General features: G+C 35.2%; 24 protein-coding genes. 15 read left to right on the top strand and 9 right to left on the bottom strand.

The features are described 5' to 3' along the window. On the bottom strand, positions 1-1,167 hold the full coding sequence (locus tag HCO57_RS03075) for a proline dehydrogenase family protein (RefSeq protein ID WP_167987790.1): 1,167 nt from the start codon (positions 1,165-1,167) through the stop codon (positions 1-3). 92 nt (positions 1,168-1,259) lie between these two features. On the opposite strand from HCO57_RS03075, the gene aroB reads away from it, so the two are divergent. After that, the gene (gene aroB / locus HCO57_RS03070; RefSeq protein ID WP_167987789.1) at positions 1,260-2,318 is read left to right on the top strand and encodes a 3-dehydroquinate synthase; all 1,059 of its coding nucleotides are present in this window, start codon (positions 1,260-1,262) and stop codon (positions 2,316-2,318) included. Positions 2,319-2,412: 94 nt separating this feature from the next. After that, a complete protein-coding gene (locus tag HCO57_RS03065; RefSeq protein WP_167987788.1) occupies positions 2,413-2,706 on the top strand; it encodes a hypothetical protein in 294 nt (97 codons plus the stop codon). A 1-nt stretch (position 2,707) separates the two neighbouring features. Here HCO57_RS03065 and HCO57_RS03060 read toward each other — a convergent pair whose 3' ends face one another. After that, complete coding sequence (locus HCO57_RS03060) at positions 2,708-3,226, bottom strand: DinB family protein (protein WP_167987787.1); 519 nt, start codon at positions 3,224-3,226, stop codon at positions 2,708-2,710. A 10-nt stretch (positions 3,227-3,236) separates the two neighbouring features. Continuing rightward, positions 3,237-3,716 (bottom strand): Lrp/AsnC family transcriptional regulator, encoded by a 480-nt coding sequence (locus HCO57_RS03055; RefSeq protein ID WP_010517091.1) that lies wholly within the window; start codon positions 3,714-3,716, stop codon positions 3,237-3,239. 364 nt (positions 3,717-4,080) lie between these two features. Between HCO57_RS03055 and HCO57_RS03050 the strand changes: the two genes are divergently transcribed. The 3 genes from HCO57_RS03050 to HCO57_RS03040 are packed head-to-tail and all read left to right on the top strand — an operon-like array spanning position 4,081 to position 5,659. Beyond that, positions 4,081-4,428, top strand: a complete 348-nt coding sequence (locus tag HCO57_RS03050) for a helix-turn-helix domain-containing protein (protein ID WP_245167527.1) — start codon at positions 4,081-4,083, stop codon at positions 4,426-4,428. Positions 4,429-4,454: 26 nt separating this feature from the next. Continuing rightward, positions 4,455-4,832: a DNA topoisomerase IV gene (locus HCO57_RS03045; protein WP_167987785.1), complete on the top strand. Its 378-nt coding sequence runs from the start codon at positions 4,455-4,457 to the stop codon at positions 4,830-4,832. A 2-nt stretch (positions 4,833-4,834) separates the two neighbouring features. Beyond that, on the top strand, positions 4,835-5,659 hold the full coding sequence (locus tag HCO57_RS03040; protein ID WP_167987784.1) for a TerC family protein: 825 nt from the start codon (positions 4,835-4,837) through the stop codon (positions 5,657-5,659). Here the strand turns inward: HCO57_RS03040 and HCO57_RS03035 are convergent. The 5 genes from HCO57_RS03035 to HCO57_RS16710 form a co-directional block, all read right to left on the bottom strand. Continuing rightward, complete coding sequence (locus HCO57_RS03035; RefSeq protein WP_167987783.1) at positions 5,656-6,612, bottom strand: sterol desaturase family protein; 957 nt, start codon at positions 6,610-6,612, stop codon at positions 5,656-5,658. The two genes, HCO57_RS03040 and HCO57_RS03035, sit on opposite strands and share 4 nt — an antisense overlap. A 58-nt stretch (positions 6,613-6,670) precedes the next feature. Then, positions 6,671-9,292, bottom strand: a complete 2,622-nt coding sequence (locus HCO57_RS03030) for a DNA gyrase/topoisomerase IV subunit A (RefSeq protein ID WP_167987782.1) — start codon at positions 9,290-9,292, stop codon at positions 6,671-6,673. A gap of 30 nt (positions 9,293-9,322) precedes the next feature. Then, positions 9,323-11,173 carry a DNA topoisomerase IV subunit B gene (locus tag HCO57_RS03025; RefSeq protein ID WP_136949973.1) on the bottom strand — a complete coding sequence of 617 codons (1,851 nt, stop codon included), beginning with the start codon at positions 11,171-11,173 and terminating at the stop codon, positions 9,323-9,325. Between the two features lie 201 nt (positions 11,174-11,374). Further along, on the bottom strand, positions 11,375-12,469 hold the full coding sequence (gene ychF, locus HCO57_RS03020) for a redox-regulated ATPase YchF (RefSeq protein WP_136949974.1): 1,095 nt from the start codon (positions 12,467-12,469) through the stop codon (positions 11,375-11,377). Positions 12,470-12,538: 69 nt separating this feature from the next. Further along, complete coding sequence (locus tag HCO57_RS16710) at positions 12,539-12,670, bottom strand: hypothetical protein (RefSeq protein WP_255578208.1); 132 nt, start codon at positions 12,668-12,670, stop codon at positions 12,539-12,541. A gap of 156 nt (positions 12,671-12,826) precedes the next feature. Here HCO57_RS16710 and HCO57_RS03015 point away from each other — a divergent pair, with 156 nt between their 5' ends. The 4 genes from HCO57_RS03015 (at position 12,827) to HCO57_RS03000 (ending at position 20,783) form a co-directional block, all read left to right on the top strand. After that, positions 12,827-13,396 carry an RNA polymerase sigma factor gene (locus HCO57_RS03015; protein WP_136949975.1) on the top strand — a complete coding sequence of 190 codons (570 nt, stop codon included), beginning with the start codon at positions 12,827-12,829 and terminating at the stop codon, positions 13,394-13,396. Between the two features lie 168 nt (positions 13,397-13,564). Continuing rightward, positions 13,565-16,639 carry a TonB-dependent receptor gene (locus tag HCO57_RS03010; protein WP_209065966.1) on the top strand — a complete coding sequence of 1,025 codons (3,075 nt, stop codon included), beginning with the start codon at positions 13,565-13,567 and terminating at the stop codon, positions 16,637-16,639. Between the two features lie 189 nt (positions 16,640-16,828). Next, positions 16,829-17,827 (top strand): FecR family protein, encoded by a 999-nt coding sequence (locus HCO57_RS03005; RefSeq protein ID WP_167987781.1) that lies wholly within the window; start codon positions 16,829-16,831, stop codon positions 17,825-17,827. Between the two features lie 16 nt (positions 17,828-17,843). Next, positions 17,844-20,783 carry a TonB-dependent receptor gene (locus HCO57_RS03000; RefSeq protein WP_245167526.1) on the top strand — a complete coding sequence of 980 codons (2,940 nt, stop codon included), beginning with the start codon at positions 17,844-17,846 and terminating at the stop codon, positions 20,781-20,783. 107 nt (positions 20,784-20,890) lie between these two features. On the opposite strand, the gene HCO57_RS02995 is transcribed toward HCO57_RS03000, so the two are convergent. Continuing rightward, positions 20,891-21,244, bottom strand: coding sequence for a 4Fe-4S dicluster domain-containing protein (locus HCO57_RS02995; RefSeq protein WP_136949978.1), 354 nt, complete (start codon positions 21,242-21,244; stop codon positions 20,891-20,893). 67 nt (positions 21,245-21,311) lie between these two features. On the opposite strand from HCO57_RS02995, the gene HCO57_RS02990 reads away from it, so the two are divergent. The 6 genes from HCO57_RS02990 (at position 21,312) to HCO57_RS02965 (ending at position 26,198) form a co-directional block, all read left to right on the top strand. After that, positions 21,312-22,358, top strand: a complete 1,047-nt coding sequence (locus HCO57_RS02990) for an acyl-CoA reductase (RefSeq protein WP_167987780.1) — start codon at positions 21,312-21,314, stop codon at positions 22,356-22,358. Positions 22,359-22,414: 56 nt separating this feature from the next. Then, entirely contained in the window at positions 22,415-23,479 is a 1,065-nt protein-coding gene (gene serC, locus HCO57_RS02985; protein WP_167987779.1) for a 3-phosphoserine/phosphohydroxythreonine transaminase, read from the top strand. A gap of 8 nt (positions 23,480-23,487) precedes the next feature. Beyond that, the gene (locus tag HCO57_RS02980) at positions 23,488-24,441 is read left to right on the top strand and encodes a D-2-hydroxyacid dehydrogenase (protein WP_167987778.1); all 954 of its coding nucleotides are present in this window, start codon (positions 23,488-23,490) and stop codon (positions 24,439-24,441) included. Positions 24,442-24,503: 62 nt separating this feature from the next. Next, positions 24,504-25,145 carry a DUF937 domain-containing protein gene (locus HCO57_RS02975; protein WP_167987777.1) on the top strand — a complete coding sequence of 214 codons (642 nt, stop codon included), beginning with the start codon at positions 24,504-24,506 and terminating at the stop codon, positions 25,143-25,145. A 68-nt stretch (positions 25,146-25,213) separates the two neighbouring features. Beyond that, a complete protein-coding gene (locus HCO57_RS02970; protein ID WP_167987776.1) occupies positions 25,214-25,654 on the top strand; it encodes a DUF6146 family protein in 441 nt (146 codons plus the stop codon). 28 nt (positions 25,655-25,682) lie between these two features. Further along, a complete protein-coding gene (locus HCO57_RS02965) occupies positions 25,683-26,198 on the top strand; it encodes a DUF6787 family protein (protein WP_167987775.1) in 516 nt (171 codons plus the stop codon). The last annotated feature ends 44 nt before the right edge of the window (positions 26,199-26,242 follow it).

The following is a 26,242-nucleotide window of genomic DNA, read 5'->3' as shown; positions in this document are numbered from 1 at the left end:
TTACAAATTACGCCTAGTCTTTTCTTTTCGTAATAATTCTAATTCTCTAGAAGTTTGCCCGGCTACAGAAGTATTTTCTTCTGCTCTTCGTATAAGATAAGGCATCACATCTTTAACCGGGCCATAAGGCAAATATTTGGCAGCATTATAACCATTATTCGCTAGATTATAGCTTATATTATCGCTCATACCATACAACTGGCCAAACCAAATTCGCTGGTCATTGTTCTCCAATTGTTTTGTTTTCATGATGTCTAGTAATCGGTAGGTACTTTCTTCGTTATGCGTCCCAGCAAAAATGGTAAACACTTCTAAATTTTCTGACATAAAATCTATTGCCGCATCAAAATTTACATCCGTCGCCTGTTTAGAACTACAGATGGGCGATTTATATCCTTTTTCTTCCGCACGGTCATTTTCTTTTTCCATATAAGCCCCTCGTACTGCTTTTATCCCTACTTTAACACCAAACGCTTTAGCTTCTGCATGTAAACGTTTTAGATACTCTAAACGGTCCCAACGATACATTTGAGCTGTATTAAATACAACAGGCTTTTCTGTATTGTATTTTACCATCATTTCCCACGCCAATTGATCAGCGGCTTGTTGTATCCAGCTTTCTTCAGCGTCAATTAAAAGCATCACATCTAAATCGTATGCTTTTTTACACACTTTATCATAACGATTTACCACGCGTTGCCATTCTGCCGCTTCCTCTTCAGTTAAAGCAATTCCCTCATTAACCTTTTGTAACAATCCAAAACGAGCAAATGCGGTAGGTTTAAATACAGCATAAGGGATGGCCTCTTTCTCTTTTACAAAGTCTAAAACCCTTAATATTTTTTCAAAAGCACTATCTAACTGATTCTCTACCGTTTTGCCTTCAACCGAGTAGTCCAAAATAGAATAGACTCCAGCCTCATACATACTATCTATGGTAGACATACAATCTTCCTCGTTAACTCCTCCACAAAAATGGTCAAACACAGTAGCACGTATCAATCCTTCTACTGGCAATTTGGCATTGAGTGCAAAATTAGTGACCGCCGTACCAATACGCACCAATGGCTGATTCGCAATTAATTTAAATAGAAAGAATGCACGTTCTAATTCCGAGTCGCTCTTTAGGCGAAACGCTATTGAAGTATCCTCAAAAATTCGCTTCATAATTAAGAATATAATAAAGGTGCGAATATAAGCAGGTATTATAGAAATATATCTTCAAAAATATTTCTTTCTTTGAGTAATATTTAAAAAATATGCAGTCAGTAGTTACGGAAGCTCACGAAGTTCATTTTAATCAAATTGCAAAAGAGGCCTTAAATCAATGTATAGTTCAAAAAGGCTATTCTAAAATCTTCGTTTTAGTAGATAAGAATACAGAAAAACTTTGTTTACCAAAATTTGAAACACTATTTGACCATAAAATAGATGAGGTAATCTGCATAACTCCAGGAGAAGAACACAAACACATACACACCTGTCTTTATGTGTGGGAGCAACTGTCAGAACTTGGGGGCGACCGTAAAAGCTTACTCATAAATGTTGGCGGTGGCGTGGTATCTGATTTAGGTGGCTTTGTGGCCTGTACTTTTAAACGTGGCATAGATTTTATTAACATTCCCACTACACTTTTAGCAATGGTAGATGCTTCTGTGGGTGGTAAAAATGGTGTGGATTTAGGAACTCTTAAAAACCAGGTTGGGGTAATACAGCAACCCAAAATGGTTCTAATTTTCCCAGAATTTTTAGAAACCTTAGAGGATAGGCAAATGATAAGCGGTTTTGCAGAAATGCTTAAACATGGACTAATTGTAGACCGACAATACTGGAAAGATTTAAGAAGTGAAGGACTTTCTAAAGATGCTGAAAGCATAGCCCGTTCTGTTGTTATTAAAAGTGATATTGTTACAGAAGACCCAAAAGAACATGGGATTAGAAAAAAATTAAACTTTGGCCACACTTTAGGTCATGCTATAGAATCTTTTTATTTAGATAGTGAAGAAAAAGAAACTTTATTGCACGGTGAAGCTATAGCTATTGGCATGGTGATGGAAGCATTTTTAGCACATAAAATTACGGGATTAAGCAGAGTCGATTTAGACGAAATAAAGCAAACCATGTTAAAATACTATCCTTTTGTAGTTATTAACGATGAAGATATACCAAAAATAAAGGAATATTTGATTCACGATAAGAAAAACTCTCACGGAGAAATCAATTTTGTACTATTAAATGAGATTGGTTCTGCGGTTGTAGATGTTAAAATTCCTGACCATCTTATAGTGGAAGCATTTGCTTACTACAAACTTCCCTAGTTACACCAACAATTTTTACTTGCTTGGCAACTCTTTGGAATATTCAACTTAAGAATTTCCTAGTTTAGGAGTATCAACTTAAACCCCTAAAGTTATGCAACGTAAAATTGTAGATTACAAAAAGTTAAGCCACGAAGTAGCAGCAAAATTAATTGACAGATACCCTCACGGTTACGGAGATGATGATATTTATATATTTCAGAAACCGAGCGGTGAAATTGTAGAGGCAGTAGAAGTAAAAACAGAGGATACTATTTACTTGGTTAAAATAAGTAAAAGCTTATCTAACTTCATTACCAACTTTGCTGAAACCATAGAAAGTGAAATGAATTCGGAAGAGGATTCAACAGCAGATTTGCCAGATTTTGACAAGTCTGATGCCGCTTAACTTAAATACCGTAACGGTCTTTTAAAATAGTTACATGGTGTAATTGATGACCGGCAATCATGTATAGGATTGCCCTTGCAGAAACAGTACCACCACTTACAGTGGATGACCGCTCTAATGCTTGAGCATCTAGAGAATAAAACAAGCTGAGGGTCGACTCCCTTACTGCTTTGTATTCGACTATTATACTTTCTAAACTTCTGTTTTGTGCATTGCAAGTAGGAACAAAAACATTTTGGTCAAAGCCAGGAAGTTCGGTTTTATCATTTCTTGCTAAACGCAATACTCGGTATTGAAATATACGTTCTGTATCGATAATATGGATAATAGCTTCTGCTACTGTCCATTTACCTTCTGCGTAAGCATATTGTAATTGCTCAGGATTAATAGATTGCAATAATTCTAAAAAAGAAGATTTGGAATCTTCTAGCGCACTAGATAATTCCAAATCTCCTAAAACTTCTACATAAGGCCTGTAAAATTCTGGATATTCAGAAACAGACAATTCACTTGCTTTCAAATAAAACCAATTATAGTTCGTTAAAAATAGTGTGCATTAAACGTTTTTTATCGTTAATGCTTTCTTCTAAAGAAATCATGGTTTCTGTTCTGCTAATACCATCTATATCATCAATCTTAAAAATGATATTTTTAGCATGTGTTGTATCTCTAGCTCTAATCTTACAAAAGATATTAAACTTACCGGTTGTAATATGTGCTACGGTAACATATGGGATTTGAGAAAGACGCTCTAAAACGAATTTGGTTTGATGCGTTTTCTCTAAAAAGATACCTACATAGGCAATAAAGGAATACCCAAGTTTTACGTAATCTAAGGTTAAAGAAGACCCTTTTATAATCCCGGCTTCTTCCATTTTTTTAACCCTAACGTGAACAGTACCAGCAGAAATCAATAATTTTTTAGCTATATCTGTAAACGGAGTTCTAGTGTTGTCAATCAACATATCTAGAATCTGATGGTCTATTTCGTCAAGTTTTACTTTGCTCATTTTTGATAAATTTTGCAGTAAAATTAATGAATTAAGAAATATAACATAATAAAACCGTACTTTTTTTAAACATTATGTAAGAAAATGCGATAAAATACCATAAAATGGGTCGAAATAAAACAAAAACCGCTGAATTAAATCTATTTGACACAATTAATAGTAAAGGATTAATCTTATAGTGAATTTTACAATTGTAAATAAGCTCTATAAATATAGCACTATATAATTATATATCAATATATTATTACACTTTAATTAAAGCTATAATACAGTTTTTTTGTGCAATATTTTTTAACGGATATTTGTTGCACTATTGATATAATTTACATTTGTAAACACTATGATAGACCGTTTAAAACAGATTATGGAATACTATAAACAAAACTCCACCGCCTTTGCGGATCAGCTAGGGGTGCCACGCTCTAGTATTTCTCACCTCCTATCCGGTCGAAATAAACCTAGCTTGGATTTTATACTTAAGCTTATAAATACCTATCCAGAAGTAAATCTGTATTGGTTCTTAAATGGAAAAGGAGAATTCCCAAGTGCTACTTTGGATAAACAAAATAACTTGAGCGGCTGTGAATTTCAAGAATCTGAAAACACACAAAACCAACTGCCCATTAGCCCTACAAATACTACAAAAGAAATTAAGCAAATAATGGTGCTTTATACCGATGGTACTTTTGACACATATCTCCCTAGAAAATGATGTATTTTTGAGCTAAAATTTACATTATGAAATATTGCTTAGCCTACATACTATTCTTGATTACCCTGCTATCCTGTATGGAGCCTATAGAACGTGACTGCAAAGCTCATAAGGACGGAACATATAGCTTTACAATGATTGTAGACAAGGATAGTGCAAGCACCACATTTACCAGAAAAGGCAATTTAGAAATTGACCGTTTTAACGGTAAGATAGATAGTTCTTCCGTTCGTTGGATTAATGATTGTGAATATGTCCTTAAAAATTTAAACCCAAAAAACAGAGAAGAAGAAAAAGCCATCCACATAAAAATCTTGTCTACTACGGACAGTTCTTATACATTTGAATTTAGCGCCGTTGGCGAAACAAATAAATTACGTGGAACCGCAATTAAAAAACACTAACTATGTTCGACATTTTTTCTAGTCCCGATGCTTGGTTTGCATTATTAACGCTAACCTTTTTAGAAATAGTTCTTGGGATAGACAACATCATTTTTATTTCTATTGCCGCAGACAAACTCGAGAAAAAAGACCGTAAAAAAGCAACTAACATAGGTTTAGTTCTTGCAATGGTTCTTAGAGTAGTTTTACTGTTTGGCATTTCTTGGCTTACTTCTTTAAAAAAACCGTTCTGGGTTCTAAAACACGAATGGATTCACGGTGGAATAAGCTGGCAAGCATTAATTTTATTTGCTGGCGGGTTATTCTTGCTATACAAAAGCACCAAGGAAATTCACGAAAAAATAGAAGATAAAGGTCATGATGAGCGCGAAGTTAAAAAAGGTCGCTCTTCTACGCTATCCAACGCTATCGTACAAATTACCATTATAAATATTGTCTTTTCTTTTGATTCTATTTTAACAGCGATAGGAATGACAAATGGCTTATCTCCTAATCCAAATGACGCCTTAATTTTAATGATAATTGCCGTAATAGCATCTGTATTAATTATGATGCTTTTTGCAAACCCTGTGGGAGAGTTTGTAAGCAGACATCCTTCTATACAAGTGCTAGGATTGTCATTCTTAATTCTAATTGGCTTTATGCTAATTGCTGAAGCAGCACACCTATCTCATTTAGTTGTATTTGACCAAGAAGTTGGTGTAATTCCTAAAGGCTACTTATACTTCGCTATTGCATTCTCCTTAATGGTTGAGTTTTTTGATATGCGAATGAAAAAGAATAAAAAAACAAATGCTGTTGAAGAACAACAGCATTTTGAAGATTAATTAGGTCTTTGAAAGGCCACGGTGGAGTTTTTTTTATGCTCCTTAAACTGGGCCTGTTGTTGTTTTACGGTCATGGTACTTCCATCATGACTCCATCCTGGTGGGCCAAATATGTACATTAGTTTATGTGATATTTTGTCCACCTTTTTTACATCATTCCAAATATCTTTAAACTCATGCGTCAATATAACTATAGGATTGTATGAGTTAGGTGCATGTATAACCCCGTACTTTACCTCTATTTCTTCATCATATTCTTTCCAGGTTCCAAATATGCGGTCGAATATGTTTAAAAACCCACCATGATTTTTATCTAAATATTCCACATTCTGTGCATGATGCACTTGATGCATGGTATGCGTGTTTAAAAACATTTCTAAAAAACCCAGCTTTGGTATGTATTGTGAGTGCAGTTGAAATTGCCATAATGCTTCTATTCCTAAGCAAACAATTACCATTTCTGGCGGAAAACCTATGGCAGGCATCCACATATAAAAAAGAGGTTTGTAAAGAATTGTAAACCAACCGTTTCTAATAGCAGTTCCTAAGTTAAAATTATCAGATGAATGGTGCACTATATGTGCAGCCCACAAAATTCGTATTTCATGATTGGCTCTATGAAACCAGTAATACGTAAAATCATCAGCAAGCATACAAAATAGCCATACGTACCATGCATAGCCGAAAGACTCATAGCCTAACAAATGATGCCTTACCCCGTTTGCGTCTAAAGGATTAAAAAACTCAAATGTAGCGTTGAACAACACTACCATGAATATGATTTTAAATAAAGGTCCTAAAACAGCAGAACCAACCCCCATAAAACCACTCGCGGCTAAATCTTTCCAATCATACAAATGGTCATCTCCATGAGTCTTACTATAGGTAAGCTCAACTAAAATAAAAGCAATAAAAACAGGCACTCCGTAGACTAACGGATTTGTTAAGTCCATATAAAATATTTAAGATTAGCGTTAGTTAAAACGGTTCTAAGATAAATTGAAATTTACATTAAAACAATGAGGTTTGGTCAGAATCCTGATTACCATTTGTTATTTCATCATCATCTAAATCAATCCCATCTTCTTCGTTGATATCAATTTCTTCTTCAATGGCTTCTTGCTCGTAAAGAAGTGGTTCTAAAGCATTGATATTTTTAAGTTTAAATGTAGTCAGTTGATTTCCTTGTGCTTTTATTCCTTTGATAGCGATAAAATCCTCCACATTTACCACCTCATTAGGTTTAGCTTCTTTCCCTCTTGGTTTATAGAATTCTAATTCTACCATTGGCCTCCAATCCGTCAAAAGTATTTCTAATTGTGAATCTGGATGGTCAGAAATAATAAGTTCCTCTTTTCCTGTATTTTCTATTAAAAAACGCTTTAAGTAGTACCTTTCTTTTTCACCATCATAGTAGATAGCGGAAATAGGTTTTTCTGGAATCCATTTTTCTAAGAGAATCATATCCTCATCAAAACGAGTATTTAAATCTGGTGTGATGGTTTTAATAAATCCTTTTTGATTCGCTACCAGAAGCAAATCTTCACCTTTAAAAGCACCAAGTAGCTCTCCTCGTTCTTCCGTATTTAAACGCCTTACCACATCATCAAACCAAATTTTTCTTGGCTTTAAAGTAGAAACTCCTTTTTCTTTAAGTTCAATTCTTTTTACTGGAAACTTGGTAACAATGTTACCTTTAGAGGCTCTACCCTTAATTAAAATATCTGCAAAATCAATATCCCATTTCAGTTTTTTAATACTTCCAGATTGTCTTAGGTGTATGGTTACAACTTCTGCCTCGCCGTTAGGGTTAGCGCTAAAATAGGTAACATCACTACTAGCCTTACCATTGGTTAAATCGTACATCCTATCTCTAGTCATACTAGTTACATTAAATCTTTTAATATAACTGGGTCCGCCTTTACCATCCTTGTAAATCATATTATATGTAGTGCGCTTGTCTTTTTTCTTAAAGACCGCAACATGGATAATCCCTTTATCAATAAAAGTTTTACTATCCACTTTCGTGACCATCATCCCTCCTTTTTGGGTAAAGACAATGATGTCATCTATATCACTACAGTCGGTAACATATTCATCTCGTTTTAAAGAAGTACCAATAAAGCCTTCTTCTCTATTTACGTAAAGTTTTGTGTTTCTTATTACAACTTTGGTAGCTTCAATATCATCAAAAACCCTAATTTCGGACAGTCTTTCACGACCTTCTCCATATTTAGCTTTTAGGTTTTTAAAGTAATCAATTGCAAAATCTATCAGATGTTCTAAATGATGCTTGGTTTCTGCTATGCGCTCTTCTAGACTATCTAGATGCTGTTTCGCCTTGTCTAAATCAAACTTAGAAATACGTTTTATCCTTATTTCCGTAAGTCTTACAATATCTTCTTCTGTTACCGCTCTACGTAAATGCGTGGTATGTGGTTTAAGACCTTTATCAATAGCAGCAATAACACCTTCCCAAGTTTCCTCTTCTTCTATCTCTCTATAAATTCGATTTTCTATGAAAATGCGCTCTAGAGATGCGAAATGCCAAGATTCTTCTAACTCATTAAGCTGAATTTCCAACTCTTGTTTAAGCATTTCTACCGTATTATCGGTACTCCGCTTAAGCATTTCCGTTACACCCATAAAAACAGGTTTGTTATCCTCTATAATACATGCTAAAGGAGAAATGGAAGATTCGCAAGCGGTAAAAGCGTATAATGCATCTATGGTTTTATCTGGAGATAAACCACTTGGTAAGTGCACTAAAATCTCAACTTCAGCAGCGGTGTTATCTTCAATTTTTTTAATTTTTATCTTTCCCTTATCATTAGCTTTTAAAATACTATCAATTAAGGAAGATGTATTGGAACCGTAGGGAATTTCTTTAATAACCAGCGTATTCTTATCTAAGCTTTCAATTTTTGCCCTAACCCTTATTTTTCCGCCACGAAGACCATCATTGTAATTGGTTACATCAATGATACCCGCTGTAGGAAAGTCTGGAAACAATTTAAAACTCTTACCCCTTAAATGTTTTATAGAAGCATCTATTAGTTCTACAAAGTTGTGCGGCAAAATTTTAGTAGATAAACCCACCGCAATACCCTCTGCACCTTGAGCTAATAATAATGGAAATTTTACCGGAAGATTGATTGGCTCCTTTTTACGACCATCATAAGAAAGTTGCCACTCTGTAATCTTTGGACTATAAACTACATCTAATGCAAATTTAGATAAACGGGCCTCTATATATCTGGATGCAGCAGCACCATCACCAGTTAAAATATTACCCCAGTTTCCTTGGGTATCTATCAACAAATCTTTCTGGCCAATTTGCACCATAGCATCGGCAATACTAGCATCTCCGTGTGGATGGTACTGCATGGTATGCCCTACTACATTGGCTACCTTGTTATACCTACCATCATCTAACTCTTTTAAAGAGTGCATAATTCTGCGTTGTACTGGCTTAAAACCATCTTCAATAGCAGGTACTGCTCTCTCTAGGATTACATAAGAAGCGTAATCCAAAAACCAATCTTTGTACATTCCCGTTACCCGGGTAAGCGATTCTCCTTTAGTATCTTCTGTATTCTGCAAAGAATCGTTTAATTCTTCATTCTCTTCCATTAAAGATTAGTGTGGCGGTTTGGTTATTAATTAGTTATCTTCTATTAGGTCTAACTCTACTTTAAGGTTATTTATGATGAATTTTTGTCTGTCAGGTGTGTTTTTTCCCATATAAAACTGCAGCAAAGCTTCTATAGACATAGCCTTATCTAACATCACTGGCTCTAACCGAATATCATCACCAATAAAATGTTGAAACTCATCTGGCGAAATTTCACCCAAACCTTTAAATCGAGTAATTTCTGGCTTACCTGTTAGTTTTTGGATTGCTTTTACTTTTTCTTCGTCACTGTAGCAATAAATCGTTTCCTTTTTATTGCGCACCCTAAATAGTGGTGTTTGCAATATGTAGAGGTGATTTTCCCTTATAAGTTCTGGAAAAAATTGCAAAAAGAACGTAATTAACAGCAGACGAATGTGCATACCATCCACATCGGCATCAGTAGCAATAACAATGTTATTATATCTTAAATCCTCTAAAGAATCTTCTATATTTAAGGCTGCCTGCAAAAGATTAAATTCTTCATTCTCATAAACAATCTTCTTAGACATTCCATAAGAATTTAAAGGTTTACCCCTTAGACTAAATACAGCCTGGGTATTTACATCTCTAGATTTAGTTATAGATCCAGATGCAGAATCTCCCTCTGTAATAAAAAGAGTGGTATCTAAACGTCTGTCGTTTTTCATATCACCCAGATGCACGCGGCAATCTCTAAGTTTTTTATTGTGTAAGCTTGCTTTCTTAGCCCGTTCCCTAGCCAACTTACGAATACCAGAAAGCTCTTTTCTTTCTTTTTCTGCCTGCATTATCTTACGTTGCAAAATTTCGCGAACGTCAGCGTTTTTGTGCAGGTAATTATCTAAATACTTTCCTACAAAATCATTAATATAAGTACGTACCGTTGGTAAATTACCACCCATATCCGTAGAGCCTAATTTTGTTTTTGTCTGACTCTCAAAAACAGGCTCCATTACCTTAATAGAAATGGCAGAGATGATAGACTTGCGCACATCTGACGCATCGTAATTTTTACCGTAATGATCACGAATGGTTTTTACAATAGCTTCTCTAAAAGCCGCTTGGTGCGTACCTCCTTGTGTGGTGTGCTGCCCATTAACAAAAGAATGGTAAGACTCGCTATACTGCGTTTTACTATGTGTTAACGCAATTTCAATATCATCCCCTTTTAAATGAATAATTGGATATAAAAAATCTTCCTGATTGTTATTGTCTTCTAATAAATCTTTTAAGCCGTTCTCTGAGACAAACTTTTCTCCATTAAAAACAATAGTTAAACCAGGGTTTAGGTATACGTAATTTTTGAGCATGCGCTCTACATACTCATTCCTATATTTATAATTCTTAAAAATGGTTTCGTCTGGTGTAAAAGTGACCATCGTACCTTTTCGCTTAGACGTTTCTACCAAATCTTCATTCACCAAATTACCAATAGAAAATTCAGCGGATTTAGCCTGGCCATCTCTAACAGACTCCACCTTGAAAAATGTAGAAAGTGCGTTAACAGCCTTTGTACCAACACCATTTAAACCTACCGATTTTTTAAAAGCACGGGTGTCATATTTACCTCCAGTATTCATTTTAGACACTACATCTACTACCTTACCTAGAGGTATACCCCTACCGTAATCCCTTACTTTAACAGTATTTTCTTTGATATTTATTTCGATGGTTTTACCAGTACCCATGACAAATTCATCAATACTGTTATCTAAAACCTCTTTTAAAAGTATATATATACCATCATCTGCAGAAGAACCGTCGCCAAGCTTACCAATATACATTCCTGGACGCATACGAATATGTTCCTTCCAATCTAACGAACGTATATTATCTTCGGTATACTGTGTTTGCGACATGCTTTGAGGGATTATCCCAACGAATATATAATTATGATTGAAAAATCAAAATGATGCATGCATAAAATAATCAACAATTACAGCAGGTTTTTTGTTGATATTTGATTTAGAGCTTATTATGCTTTAGTAACAATGTAGTAGGAATCAAAAAAAAAGCCCAGAGAATTGGGCTTTTTTTTTAAATTATCCGGAATACTTATTCTACACATTAAATCTAAAATGCATTACGTCCCCGTCTTTTACGATGTATTCCTTACCTTCTACACGCATTTTCCCAGCTTCCTTTACTTTAGCTTCGCTACCGTAAGTAACATAATCATTATAAGCAATTACTTCTGCACGAATAAATCCTTTTTCAAAATCGGTATGGATAACTCCCGCAGCTTGTGGTGCAGTAGCTCCAACAGGTATAGTCCATGCACGCACTTCCTTTTCACCAGCAGTAAAATAGGTTTCTAAATCTAGTAATTGGTATGCGCCGCGAATAAGCTTTGCAGAACCCGGTTCTGACAAACCTAAATCTTCTAAAAACATTTGTCGCTCCTCATAAGATTCAAGCTCATTTATATCCGCTTCTGTACCAACAGCTAGGAAAATAACTTCCGCATTTTCATCTTTTACTGCTTCTTTTACCTTTTCTACATAATCGTTACCTTCTGTAGCGGCAGCTTCATCCACATTACAAACATACATCACAGGCTTATCTGTTATCAATTGCAATGGTTTAACAAACTCTAACCTATCTTCCTCTTCCACTTCTATGGCTCTCACAGATTTACCCGCTTCCAAGCCATTTTTAATTGCCGTTAATACCGTAGCTTCTTTTTGAGCATCTTTGTTGCCAGTCCTAGCGGTTCTATTTACTTTTTCTAGCTTTTTATCAATGCTTTCTAAATCTTTTAACTGCAGCTCCATGTCTATAGTCTCCTTATCTCTAATGGGGTCTACAGAACCATCTACATGCACCACATTATCATTATCAAAACAGCGTAAAACGTGTAAAATAGCATCTGTTTCTCTAATATTTCCTAAAAATTGATTTCCTAAACCTTCTCCTTTACTCGCTCCTTTAACCAAACCTGCAATATCTACAATCTCCACAGTTGCAGGGATAACTCGCTCCGGATTCACTAACGATTCTAATTTTTCTAATCTTGGATCCGGTACGTTTACCACTCCAATATTAGGTTCTATGGTGCAAAAAGGAAAGTTGGCACTTTGTGCTTTTGCATTAGACAAACAATTAAAAAGGGTGGATTTACCTACATTAGGCAATCCTACAATACCTGCTTTCATATACTTCTATTCGGTTTAGGCTCTTGTGCTAAAAATTAAGGCTGCAAATATAGTCCGAAGTTTAAGATTTTAAGCCCCAGAAATTAATAAATACACCCCTAACCCTATTAAAACAAGAATTCCAATTAAGGCTAGAGAAGATAAAAAGCATCCTACCTTCATCCAAATACCACTATACTCCTCTTCTTCTTGGTTGTTCATTTTAAAAATTTAATACCAGCACAAATGTACAATACCAATTATCAACCATAAAAATTTACAAATTCACAATTGAACTGTTCGAGGATATGATTTTAACTATGCTTTTTTGTTAAAAAAACATTAATTAGCTACATTAGTCTATAGAACACTGTTAAAATGGAAATGATTGATCAAATTTTATGGTCAGAATTTAGAAAAGGAAGCAAAGAGGCTTTCCAATCTTTATTCAGGGAATTCTATAGTCCCCTTTATTTCTATGGGGTTAAATTTTGTAATGATAAAGAGCTTACCGAGGAAGTATTACAAGATTTTTTTATTTATCTCTACAATAAATCAAACAGTTTATCTCCTGTAAAGCATATAAAATCTTATTTACTAGTTTCTTTTAGGCGAATGCTTTTAAAACGTTTAGAGCAAAAAAGAGGACATTTAAAAAAAATCACAAACCTTGAAAACTGTAGTAGTTTTTGTTTTAATTCGGACGAATTAGAAGATTTCCAAACTTTTTCTTCAGTAAAATCAACAGACCTTGCATTAATGTTAAATAAGTTGCCAGAAAGGCAAAAAGAAGTAGTCTATTTAAAGTTTTACAACAACCTTAAAATAAGCGAAATAGCAGAGGTTATGGAAATAAGCACTCAAAGCGTTTCTAACACACTACAAAAAGCCTTTTCTAAATTGAGAAATCTGATAGAAAATGACAAAATTCTATCAATCTTTAAATAAATTCCATAATTCATAGGGTATATTTTCAGAATACCATCTCTTTAGATGCAAATGCCTTAGTTTATCCACCTTTTATTTCTCTGGTTATTTTCTCAATAACTCATATGAGATTATTAATTGGGGTTTAATCACAAGTAGCATTGAGAATACTAACTCATTTTATGAATTATGAAGAAACCTAAATTGACGTATTGGGGACTTGCCGCAGCGATGGTTGTAGCTACCAATGTTAATGCAAGTGCACTTAACACCCACAACAATGAAAGTGACAACACTAACAAACTTAATGTAACAGCCACAGCGTACCAGAGTGTGGTTAATGGTAAAGTTACAGATGCAGACGGCCTTCCACTAGCTGGAGTAAACATTGTAGAGAAAGGCACCACTAATGGAACAACCACAGATTTTGATGGTAATTATCAAATTACAGTTCCTAGTGACGCTACCCTAGTCTTTAGTTTTATTGGCTTTAGCACAACAGAAGCAAAAGTAGGTGGCAAATCTACTGTAAATGTTAGCCTTTCTGAAGGAGTGCAACTAGACGAGTTCATTGTAGTTGGTTCTAGAACAGCCCCAAGAAGTAATACTGACACCCCTTTACCTGTAGATGTTTTACCCGCAGCAGAATTAACATCTACCGGGCAAATCACATTTGATAAGGCTTTGCAGTATAAAATACCATCTTTTAACACGGTACAAACACCTGTTAATGACGCAACTTCTCTACTGGATCCATACGAAATAAGAAATATGGGACCTAGTAGAACTTTAATTCTTATAAATGGAAAGCGTAAAAATTTAAGCGCACTTTTATACACCCAAACATCTCCTGGTCGGGGTGAAACTGGTGCAGATATCTCTGCCATACCAACAGACGCTATTAAAAGAGTAGAAATTTTAAGGGATGGGGCTTCCGCTCAATATGGTTCTGATGCAATTGCTGGGGTTATGAATATTATTCTAAAAGATAGCCCAGAAACTGGTTCGGCAACCTTACGTGGAGGTATAACGTCTGAAGGTGACGGAGAAATGTACGGAATTGCGGTCAATAACGGAACCACAATTGGTGATGATAAAGGTTTTATTAATTACACTATAGATTTATCCAAAGTAAATCTAGCCAACCGTCCAGGCACTGTAGATGCAGAGGGTGAATTTGGAGACTTTGTTTTCGTAAGTCCTGATTCTCCTTATAGCTATGTAAATAATGATAACACCTTAGGTGGACAAGATATTACAGGTCTAAGTGACGCACAAGTTCAGCAAATATTTAATGATTATCAATCATCCGATGATTACGCAGCAAAATTTAATGCCATAAATTCTGGAAATGCAAATGGTCTTAGCTTTGTAGAAGAGTTTTTAAGTAGAAGACCAGATGCAGGAAATATTAACGGTTCGCCAGAAACGGCTGCTGCCAAATTCTCAGTTAACTTTGGTTATGATATTGCCAACAATACAGAATTATATGCCAATGCCGCATATGTTTATAAAAATGTAAATAGCTTTGCTAACTATAGAACACCTTATTGGAGACAACAAGCAGATTTATTTGCCACCCCTAGTATTCCAAACTGGAGAGGTGGTTCAGCAATCCCTTACTTAGCAGATTTTTTTCCTGGAAATAATCCAAATACCGCAGGAGGTTATGATGGCTACCTACCCACTTTTGAGGGGCTATTAAGTGATTATAATGGTACTGTTGGCTTACGTTCTAATATCAATGATTGGAATGTAGACTTGAGTTTCACCACTGGTGGCAACTTACAAACCTATAAAGTAAACAACTCCCATAATAGAAACTTTGTTTACTCCCCTTCTACTTGGATAGACGCTAATGGCAACGGTTCTGTTGACGATGGTGAAGTTACAGAAGGTTCTTTACTATACAGAGAAAATTCACCAAGATCCTTTGACCCAGGAGGCACACGCTTTTCTCATAATGTAGGTAATATTGACATATCTAGATTATTATCAGATAAAGTAAGTATTGGTTTTGGAGCCGAGTTTAGAACAGAAACTTTTGAAGTTATTGAAGGTGGACTAGCTTCTTATGATGGTGGTGGAGCCGATTCTTTTGCAGGAAATACGCCTCAAAATTCAGGAAAATTTAACCGTTACAATATCGGTGGTTATTTCAGCTTAGATTACGATGTTACAGATGCCTTTTTATTGAGTGGTACGGTTAGAGCAGAAAACTATTCCGATTTTGGTGGTGCGTTTGTTTATAAGTTTAGCTCACGTTATAAATTTAGCGATGCTTTAACCCTGAGAGGGTCTATTTCTTCCGGATTTAGAGCTCCTACCCTACACCAGATTTACACTCAGAAGGCGCAGTATAGCTTTATTCCTGGTCAAGGTATCCAAGTTGGTGGTTTAGTAAACAATGTTTCTTCACAGGCACAATTATTAGGAATACCTCAATTAGACGCAGAAACATCTAACAACTTTACTGTTGGATTAGGCGGTAAAGTAGGAAGCAACTTTAGCTATACAGTAGATTACTATAACATTGCGGTAAAAGATAGAATTATATTGAGTAATGAGATTGGCCCTACTGCGGCTGGTAATACAGCGTTAGACCAAGTATTAGCAGACAATAACCTTTCTGATGTTAGTTTCTTTGCAAATGCTTTAGACACAAGAACATCTGGTATAGATGTAGTATTAGGCTATAAAAACATTGCTTTAGGAGAAGGCGATTTAAGTTTTAATCTTTCTGGTAATTACACATTTCAGAACGAAAGAGATGGAGCTGTTAAAAATCCTACCCTTGTAGAACAGGCTGGGCAATCTGTAGTAGATGCAACGCAAGAAGCATTATTCTTTACTTCTAGACCAGAAACCAAGTGGATTTTAGGAGCTAATTACCAATTAAATAAGTTAGGCATCTCTTTAAACAACACGTATTTTGGTAAAACTACCTTTAAACAACAAGGTATGGATACTAACATTAGAACAGAGTTCACTCCTAAGGTTGTTACAGATTTAGGCTTTAACTATAATGCAACAGACAAGTTAACCTTGGCTTTGAATATTAATAACCTATTAAATGTATTACCAGAATGGAGCTTTAAAGCAGACAATGCTGCCGGTGAAGCATTATTGTCAGATCCTGCACAAGTTAAAGCACAGTCTAACTTAATCACATTTAACCAAAGATATTCTCAGATGACTTATGATGGTTACCATTTTAGTCAATTGGGGACATTGTTCAATTTATCAGTGAATTATAAATTCTAACACTGATTTTCTTTAATTATTTTTGAGTTATTCATTAAAGGCTACCTTTATAAGGTGGCCTTTTCTTATTGATTTTAACCAACTATTTGGTTATTAAACTGAAACCTTAGAAAAAAATAGAAATACCTTAAATATTTAGGGTATATTTTGAATTTATTAAACTCTATAATTTTAAAGCTGGCTTTGTAGATGATTCAACGTAGAGACATAACTGTGGATAATTTGCTAGAGGATACCTCTTTTACAAACTGGGCAGAAGGTAAAAACCAAAACGATATTGATTTTTGGAACCAATATATTAAACAGCATCCAGACCAAATTGCTACTATTCGTTTAGCAAAAGATTGTGTTTTAGGCATCCATTTTAAGTCGAAAGTAGTACCAGAAAAACAACTGAATAATGCATGGGAGAAACTAAATCTAAATTTAGAGAATCCTTCTGAACGTAAACCCATATCGTCAAAAAGTAAATGGGGCATTATAACTGGTATTGCAGCCTCTATAGCTCTTGTTGCTGTGCTTTTCTTTAAGTTTCAAAATGATATTCCTAACGAATATAAGACCGGTGTTGGAGAAACTTTAAAAGTTACCTTAACAGATGGCACTAAGGTTCATTTAAACTCCAATTCTAGTATTCAATTCCCAAAAAACAATCCTAGGAACATCACATTAAACGGTGAAGCCTATTTTGATGTAGAAAAAAAGCCAACCACCAAAGCTAAATTTTTTGTAACCACGAATGATTTAACAATTGAAGTTTATGGTACTCGTTTTAATGTAAATACGAGAAGAAATAAAACTGATGTATCCTTAGATGAAGGCAACATTCACTTAAAGCTTAAAAACGGTGTCACCAAAAAAATGATTCCAGGAGATTATATTTCTTATTCTGATACAGATGATCAAGTACTTAAGCATAAACGAATAGAAGAAATAGCTAAGGTATCCGCATGGAAAAGTGGCTCCTTAGAATTTAATGAAACTCCACTATATATTGTAGCTACTCAAATAGAAGATATTTATAATATTACCATAGAATTTAAGGATGGGGAAGCTCCTAATCAGTTAATGTCTGGGGGTATACCTGTAACCAATCTGGATATTTGCCTAAATGCAATTGCCAAAGCGACCAATACTTTAATCCATAAAGAAGAAAATGATATTACCATTCAAATGAAAAAGCATTAACTAAATCCTAGCTGCCATGAGAACACCAATCAACCGTAGCAGAATCACCGCAATTCTAACTTTTCTTATTTGCCTAAATGCAATGGCAAAAGACAACGTTCCTGTATCCGTTACAGAAACCATTGCTCTTTCCTCTTTCTTAAAAATCATAGGAGAAAAACATCAAGTATTTTTTAATTACAATCCGTCTGAAATTTCGAACAAAAAATTAGACCCTTCTAGATATCAGATTAATAAATTGGAAAATACCTTAGTTAAATTAGAACTAGAGACATCCGTAAATATTGATTATTTAGGCGCTAACTATTATGTGGTTTATAATGATGAAAGTTTGCGCGCAAAAAAATCGAGCAAAATAAAGACCACCTTACTAAAATCCATAAAGCAAATTCGCCAGCAAAATCAAGTTAAAGGTAGAATTACAGACATGAATGGCTTGCCCTTAGCTGGTGTAAACGTTGTTATTAAAGGCACAAATTCGGGAACAACTTCTGATTTTGATGGCAATTATAGTATAAATGCGAATACAGGAGCGGTTTTAATTTTCAGTTATATAGGATTTAATACGATTGAAAAAACAATTACAACTGCTGTTTTAAATGTACAATTAGAAGAAGGAATTTCTTTGAATGAAGTTGTGATGATTGGTAACAGGTCTAAACCAAGAACAGTTCTAAATTCAGCAGTACCAATTGATAATATAGGAGTAGCAGAACTTGCCAGTACTGGACAACCTACAGTAGATAAAATGTTAACCTACAAAATTCCTTCTTTCAACTCTACCAACCAGACTATTTCTGATGCTACAGCCCATTTTGACCCAGCAGATTTAAGGGGTCTTGGTCCTAGTAGAACCTTAGTGTTGGTAAACGGTAAACGTAAAAACCAAAGTGCACTTGTCTACATTAACGATACTCCTGGAAAGGGAGAAGTAGGTGTAGATTTAAAAAGCGTACCTGCGGCAGCCATTGAACGTGTTGAAGTGTTACGAGACGGAGCTTCTGCGCAATATGGTTCAGATGCTATAGCTGGTGTTATAAATATGATTTTAAAAAAAGATGTAGAATACACATCTGTGAACGCCAAAACAGGAATTACCACAGAAGGCGACGGTTTTAACTTTGGAGTAGATTTTAATTCTGGTTTAAAACTTGGAGAAGATGGTGGTTATTTAAATGTAACAGCTGCTTATTACCAACAAGAACTTACCAATAGAGCTGGCGAGCCTGGAGAAGATTTATTATTTGGAGTGACTGCGGACGATCCTACTTGGGGACCTTGGTTACAAGAAAATCCCGATTTAGGAATGACGGTAGGGCAACCAGAATCCAAAAACCTAAATCTAAATTATAATGCAAGTGTCCCTTTAAAAAACAAAAAAGGAGAATTTTACACCTTTGGCGGTTTAGCATACCGCGTGGGTAAAAGTTTTGCCTTGTACAGAACTCCCTACTGGGTTCAAGACCCATTTAATTTATTGCATTCAGAAGGAACAGCTTATAATGGTTTCCAACCCACTTTTGAAACCGATATTAGAGATAACAATTTTACCGTTGGTATACGTTCAATAGTATTAGGTTTTGATATGGATATTTCTGGTACCCAAGGAAGAAACGCTGTGGACTATGAAGTAAATAATAGTATAAATCCAGATTTAGGAGCCAATAGCCCTACATCTTTTGATGTTGGTGCTTACACTTTTGATAACATATTAGCCAACCTAGATTTTTCTAGAAGTTTTGGTCAAATAAGCCTCAGCTTTGGTGGTGAAGCAAGAAGAGAGCGTTTTACAGCAGAAGCTGGACAGCCAGAATCTTACGTAGGTAATGGAGTGCAATCCTTTCCAGGTTTACAACCCAGTAATGCTGTAGAAGCCACCAGAGACAATTACGGTGTATATGGCGATTTAGAATGGGACATCACAGAACAATTTTTAATAGGAGGCGCTATCCGTTATGAAGATTTTAGCGATTTTGGTGATAATACCTCTTGGAAGATTAGTGCCCGTTATTTGCTACCAGAAGAAAAAGGGGCTATTCGAGCCTCTTATAGCACAGGATTCAGGGCACCTTCTTTGCATCAAATTTACTTAAGCAACGTACAAACCTTAGTATCTGGTAGAACCATTTCTAACCAAGGTACTTTTAATAATGTAGACCCAATTATTAGAGACGGATTAGGTGTACCACAATTAACAGCAGAAACTTCTAAGAATATTTCTGCCGGTATTACTTTTAAGCCTATTCCCAATCTATTCTTTTCTTTGGACTATTACAATGTAAAAGTAGATGACCGTGTTTTGTTTACAGGAGAAATTGGTTTTGATGGGGATAACACCACTACCAATCCAGTGGAAGAAATACTAGAAGCCAATGATATTACCAGTCTTAAATTTTTTGTAAACGCAGTAAACACAGAGACAAATGGTGTTGATTTTGTTTCTAACTATTCAAATATAGGTTTAGGAAATGGCGCATTAGATATAACCCTGTCCGCAAATTTTAATAAAACTGAAATTGTAGACGATATAGCTACTCCTACACTACTGGCCAATAGTGGGTATGATATATTTAATAGAAAAGAACAGTCTAGAATTATCTCTGCTAGACCACGTTCTAAAATTCTTCTTGGGCTTAATTACGAACTAGAAAAATGGCAATTTGGTTTAAATAATACCTATTTTGGTGAAGTAACATGGCAACACGCAACAAATCCAGAAAATGACCAAACGTTTGCTGGTAAAGTAATTACAGACCTTAACCTTGGTTTTGATATCAATGACAAAATACATCTTTATGTAGCAGCCAACAATCTTCTGAATATATACCCTGATGAGATTGAAACTAATGGGGATGTGGTTACCGACTTAGGTGGCAGATTTAGATACCCTTGGGAGGTGAACCAGTTTGGTTTTAACGGTACAACAATAAATGGTGGCGTAAGTTTTAAGTTTTAAGTTTTAAGTTTTAAGTTTTAAGTTTTAAGTGAAAATAATTTACACCAAACAAAAAAGCGGACTTATAAAAGTCCGCTTTTCATTTTCATATAAGTTCCTGTAAAAGGTTATCCTTCTGGGTGCATAAAAGCCTGTTTAGCCAACAATTCTTCTTCAGATTCCTCTCTATCCTCATCTGGTACACAACAGTCTACTGGGCAAACTGCAGCGCATTGAGGTTCTTCATGGAATCCCATACATTCGGTACATTTATCAGGCGCAATGTAATAGATTTCGTCGCTTATAGGTTCTTGTACTTCGTCTGCATTGACTGCTTTGCCGTCTGGTAAAACTACATCACCAGACAAGGATGTACCATCACTATATCTCCACTCATCTGCACCTTCATATATTGCTGTGTTAGGACATTCTGGTTCGCATGCCCCACAATTAATACATTCGTCTGTTATGATTATTGCCATTATTTTTGCTTTTTCAATCCGTACTTTTGCACAAAGGTAATTCCTACTAATTTAGTCTACAAATATAATGGCAGAACATATACCGCATTTAAAAGCTTTTGTTAAACTAGGTAACTTATTTACCGATTTTTGTAATAAAACCGAATCAGAATACACAGATTGGGACCAAAAAATAGCAGATGCATTACTTAATGCAGAGGCTCATAACGGTTGGTTTACGCAAGAAAACTGCTTAAGAAGCTTAAAGGCTTGGGGGGCAGAACTTACAGAAGAAAAACTTACTCAATGGTTAAGTACATATCCAGAGATAGGTAGCAAACCTTCTAAAAAAATAGCCATTATCATGGCAGGTAACATCCCTTTAGTTGGCTTTCATGATTTTTTAAGCGTTTTGTTGTCTGGCCACAGGGTTTTAGTGAAGCTTTCTAGCAATGATAAAATTTTATTACCTCTGGTAGCCAGCTATTTGCAAGAAATAGATTCAGTTTTAGTTGATAAAATTGAGTTTACGGATAAGAAATTACAAGATTTTGATGCTGTTATTGCTACAGGCAGTAACAATACTGGGCGTTATTTTGATTACTATTTTAGCAAATTTCCGAGTATCATTAGAAAAAACAGAAATTCTGTAGCTATAATTGATGGAACAGAAACTGCGGAAGATTTGGCATTGTTAGGGAATGATATTTTCTGGTATTTCGGGCTAGGGTGCAGAAGCGTTTCTAAAATTTTTATTCCAAGGGATTACAATTTTGACCACTTTTTCAAGGGTATATTTGCTCACGCAGCTATCATAAATAATCACAAATACGCAAATAATTACGATTATAACAAGGCAGTCTATTTAATGTCTAATTACAACATCTTAGACAATAACTTTATTTTATTGAAAGAAGAAAAAGGTTATGCCTCCCCTATAGGTTGTTTGTTTTATGAGTATTATGACAACAAACTAGAACTGCAAGAAAAGTTAAAGGCAGATGAAGAACAACTTCAATGTGTGGTAGCAAAATCGGGGTATGAAAACACAATAGACTTTGGGCAAACACAAAAGCCGGCATTGAGTGATTATGCTGATGGTGTAGATACTGTATCTTTTTTAGTATCACTCTAAAAATAGATTGAGCAATCCACAAAAAATTAAGACCTTTATCCATTAAATCCATCGCAATGAAAAAACACAATTTTAGTGCTGGTCCTTGTATTTTACCACAGCAGGTAATGCAAAAAGCCTCAGAAGCTGTAATTGAGCTAGACGGCATAGGCCTTTCACTTATAGAAATATCTCATAGAAGTAAAGAGTTTGTATCCATTATAGAAAATGCTAGGGCGTTAGCTTTGGAACTTTTAGGCTTACAAGACAAAGGGTATTCCGCCTTATTTTTACAAGGTGGTGCAAGTATGCAGTTTCTGCACGTTGCGTACAATCTTTTAGAAACCAAAGCAGGCTACATAAATACAGGTACATGGAGCTTAAAGTCCATTAAAGAAGCTAGATTGTTTGGGGAAGTAGTTGAGGTAGCCAGTAGCCAAGAACAGAATTTTAATCACATCCCAAAAAACTACACTGTTCCTGGGGACTTAGATTTTTTACATGTCACCTCCAATAATACTATTTATGGAACTCAAATAAAAGATTTCCCTGAGGTGAACGTTCCACTGGTTTGTGATATGAGTTCTGATATTTTTTCCAGACAACTAGATTTTTCTAAGTTCGATTTGATTTATGCGGGAGCACAAAAAAATATGGGTCCAGCGGGCACTACTTTAGTGGTGATTAAAGACGAAATTCTAGGTAAAGTTTCGCGTAAAATTCCATCCATGCTTAACTATCAAGTACATATAGCAAAAGATAGTATGTTTAATACACCACCTGTTTTTGCAGTATATGTATCTATGCTCACCTTGCAATGGCTTAAAGATTTAGGCGGTATAGCCGCTATTGAAGAAGTAAATGAGAAAAAAGCTAATCTAATTTACTCAGAAATAGATTTAAACCCACTATTCCACGGTATTGCAAATAAAGAAGACCGTTCTATAATGAATGCTACCTTTAATTTAACGGATGATACTTTAAAGGAAACTTTTGATACCATGTGTAAAGATGCGGGAATTAGTGGCTTAAACGGGCACCGTTCTGTAGGTGGTTACCGTGCCTCTATGTACAATGCATTACCACTAGAAAGTGTAGGGGTTTTGGTAGATATTATGAGCGAATTGGAACGAAAAGCGTAATAGGTACTATGATACTTTTAGCAAATGACGGTCTTGCACAAAAAGGCAAAGAAAAATTAGAAGCTGCTGGTTTTACCGTTAATGTGGTTCATGTAGCTCCTGAGCAAATCGTAAATTACATTAATGAGCACAAGGTAGAAGGAATTTTAGTGCGTAGCAATACCGAATTAAGTAAGGAGGTTTTACAAAAATGCCCTAATTTAAAGCTTATTGGCAGATTGGGTGTAGGTCTAGATAAAGTTGATGTTGCATTTGCAGAAAGTAAAGGAATTAAGGTGATCAATACGCCGAAAGCTTCTGCCAACGCAGTTGCCGAGTTGGTATTTGCTCATTTGCTTTCTGGAGCCCGTTTTTTGTACGATGCTAACAGAAATATGCCTTTAGAAGGAGATTCAAGATTTTTGGCATTAAAAAAAGACTACGCCAAAGGCTCGGAATTAAAAGGCAAAACCTTAGGAATTATTGGTCTAGGACATACAGGGACGGCAGTGGCAAAAAAGGCATTAGGCTTGGGTATGCGCGTTGCCTTTTACGATAGAAAGATTAAAGAAAAATCAATAGAATTATCTTTTTATGATGGTCAACGATTAACCTTTGATTTGGATGGAATTACCTTAGAAGAGCTCTTACAAACGTCTGATTACATCAGTATACATGTTCCTAAAAGCCAAGAATATATTATTGGTAAAAGGGAGCTAGGCTTAGTAAAAAAAGGAGTTGGTATTATAAATGTATCAAGGGGTGGTACATTGGATGAGGTGGCTCTTGTAGATGCTTTAGAGAATGGAACAGTAGCATTTGCCGGATTAGATGTTTTTGAGTCGGAACCAACACCAGAAATACGCATTTTAATGCATAGTAGCATTTCTTTATCTCCACATTTGGGAGCATCTACTTTAGAGGCTCAAGAACGTATTGCCTTAGAATTGGCAGATAAAATCATCGATTCTTTTAAAGCTTAGTTAAAATTTTGGTCTGGTTTTTGTAAATTACAACATATTATTAAACACTAATTAAAATTATAATGTCAGGATTATTAGATTTAATCAATAGCCCAATTGGGCAACAATTGGTAAGTGGAGTTGCAGGCCAAACAGGACAATCCTCCAATAAAACTGCAGAAGTATTGTCTATGGCTATGCCACTTTTAATGGGTGCCATGAAAAAAAACACGGCTAGTCCTGAAGGCGCACAAGGATTGATGAATGCCTTAAACGCTAAACATGATGGCGGTATCTTAGAAAACCTTACCGGTTTATTTGGTGGTGGTGTAGACCAATCTGTAATGGATGATGGCGCAGGTATCTTAGGTCACGTATTAGGTGGTAAACAGTCTCAAGTAGAAAATGCTTTAAGTAGCAAAACAGGAATGGATAGCGGTTCTGTTGGGCAAATTCTAAAAATAGCTGCTCCAATTTTAATGGGCTACTTAGGTAAACAACAACGCCAACAAAATATTAGCTCTCCAGAAGGTCTTAATGGATTATTAGGAGGCTTAATGGGTGGCAATGCTGCTGCTAATCAACAACAGTCTCTAATAGAGTCTTTCTTGGATTCTGATGGCGATGGTAGTATTATTGATGACCTTGCAGGAATGGTTCTTGGAGGTGGTAATCAGAAAAAAGGAGGAATTGGCGGTCTTTTAGGCGGTTTATTTGGAAAATAAATTATCAAAATAGATAGATTAACAAGTCGTTTGAAAATTTCAAGCGACTTTTTTTGTATCTTATAATTATGAAAAAGAGTGTTTTAGTATTCCTTTCTTTAATCCTATTTAGTTGTGGAGCCACCAAAGAACAGATGGTAATCTCCAATGAAGAAAAACAAATTTTGGAGTCCACAGAAGAACAAGAAGTAGCTATATCTGACGAAGAATCTGAGTACGAAATCATTATCATAGAGCCAGGTTTCTATACTTGGCTTAATAGTATCGCGAGACCAGAAGGGTATTACTCGCAAAGCTTTTTAGAAAATAGAAATCAGATTTATGTGATAAATTGGAATCAAAGAGTGATGAATCCTTCTGTTTACAATCCTAATCTATACGAACTTCAAATTAATTATGACCCAAACATAGACTATGGGTATGATGTAAACTACAAACTTTATAACTATTTTATATTCTTTCAACGCAAGTATAACCAACGTTTAGGTCCCTTTGTGCCACGCATATAATGTTTACCTTTGCAGGCTTTACATAGTTATGGAAAGAATTAAAAAACGTTGGGATATTATTAAAAGTTGGCAATTAGTATTTCCAATATTAGGTTTTCTACTCACCTTGGCCACAGCTTACTACTTTGCTAGAAAGTTTATACATCTTACAAACACTAATAACACAATATGGGAATGGCCTATCACCTTAATTGTAACTATAATCCTCTGTACAGTACTCCTAAAATTCTTTTTGTGGTGCTTTGAAAAGTTAAAAAACAAATGGATCACACAATATAGATGGGAAATGATTGCCATTTTTATTGTGTTTGCAATTACTGGTAGTCTTTCTGCTAGATTAGCTGCCCCACTAGTAAACCTTATAGGATTGAACTATGAAACAAGTAGTGGATGGTTGTATTGGCCAGTTCGTATTTTAATAATTTTTCCTATTTATCAACTTCTTTTAGTAGCCATTGGCTGGTTGTTCGGTCAATTTCGCTTTTTTTGGGCTTTTGAAAAACGAATGCTTAAAAAAATGCGACTAGGTTTTTTGATTCCTTAAATTGTGAGTTTATTAACAACAAAAAATCTAATTAATAACTTAGT

Source organism: Croceivirga sp. JEA036, assembly GCF_011882165.1.
Classification (GTDB): Bacteria; Bacteroidota; Bacteroidia; order Flavobacteriales; family Flavobacteriaceae; genus Croceivirga.
This window is presented reverse-complemented; position numbering and strand designations above follow the sequence as displayed.